Annotated in this window: 1 protein-coding gene; it reads left to right on the forward strand. The window is 78.2% G+C overall.

Annotated elements, in window-relative coordinates; all coding sequences use genetic code 11:
- Positions 1-112: 112 nt before the first annotated feature.
- Positions 113-1220 (forward strand): bifunctional phosphatase PAP2/diacylglycerol kinase family protein (locus tag ACFXA3_RS42815; RefSeq protein WP_385197011.1); only part of this gene is annotated, 1108 nt, incomplete at its 3' end.

The following is a 1220-nucleotide window of genomic DNA, read 5'->3' on the forward strand; positions in this document are numbered from 1 at the left end:
GCACGAGCTGCCGCCGAGGGCGACGGAGAGCGGCTCGCCGTTGGTGAGGTAGGGGCCGGGCAGTTCGTGTTCCTCGTCGCCGTCCACCGTGTGCGGGCACAGGTGGTAGGCCTTGCGCAGGGCGTCCGCGTTCGCGTTCGCCACCGGGCTGGCGCTGCACGCCCCCGGCTGGGGCGCCGCGCTGGCCCCGGTCGCCGCGTCGGTGGCGTTCTCCCGCGTCTACACGGGGGTCCACTACCCCTCCGACGTGGTCGCGGGCGCGGCGCTGGGCGTGGCCGCGGGCTTCGCCGTACGCCGCATCTCGCGCGGCCTGGAGGAGGCGCGGATCGTGCCCGGAGCCGAGAGGACGGCCGGCGACGCGCCCGCGCTGCCGGACGGGTCCGGGCTCACCGTGGTCGTCAACACCGGCTCCGGCACGGCCGCCGACGCGGGGCTCGACGTCCTGCGCACCCGGCTGCCCAAGGCCGAGGTGGTCCGGTGCGAGGGTCCGGACCTGCCCGCGGAACTGGCGGCCGCGGCCGCCCGGTCCACCGTGCTCGGCGTGTGCGGCGGCGACGGCACGATCAACGCCGCCGCCACCGCCGCGCTGCGCGCCGGGATTCCGCTGGCCGTGTTCCCCGGCGGCACGCTCAACCACTTCGCGCTGGACCTCGGACTCGCCGGAGCCGAGGACACCTGCCGCGCCCTCGCCGCCGGCCACGCGGTGCGCGTCGGCGTGGGCCGCTTCACCCCCGGCCCCGAGGACGGCCGCCCCGGCTACTTCCTGAACACCTTCAGCATCGGCGCCTACCCCGAGCTGCTGCGGCACCGGCTGCGCTGGGGGCCCCGGATCGGCGGCGGTCCCGCCGCTCTGCTGGCCGCCTGGCGGGTCCTGCGCGCGGAGCGCCCCGTACGGCTCCGGCTGGCCGGGCGCCCCCGCAGCGTCTGGCTGCTGTTCGCGGGAAACGGCACCTACCACGGCACCGGCCCCACCCCCCGCCGCCGCGACAGCCTCGGCGAGGGCCTGCTCGACCTCCGTCTCGTGCACGGCGGCGGCCGACCCGGCCCCCGCCTGCTCGCCGCCGCCTTCGCGGGACCGCTGAGCCGCAGCCCCGTCCACACGGCCACCCGGCTGCGCAGCCTGCGCATCGGCGAGATCCCGCCGGGCACCCCGCTCGCCTACGACGGCGAGTACAGTCGCGCCCCGGCTGCGCTCGTCCTCGACACCCTCCCGGACGCCC

The sequence above is a fragment of the Streptomyces sp. NPDC059456 genome, assembly GCF_042750055.1.
GTDB lineage: Bacteria > Actinomycetota > Actinomycetes > Streptomycetales > Streptomycetaceae > Streptomyces.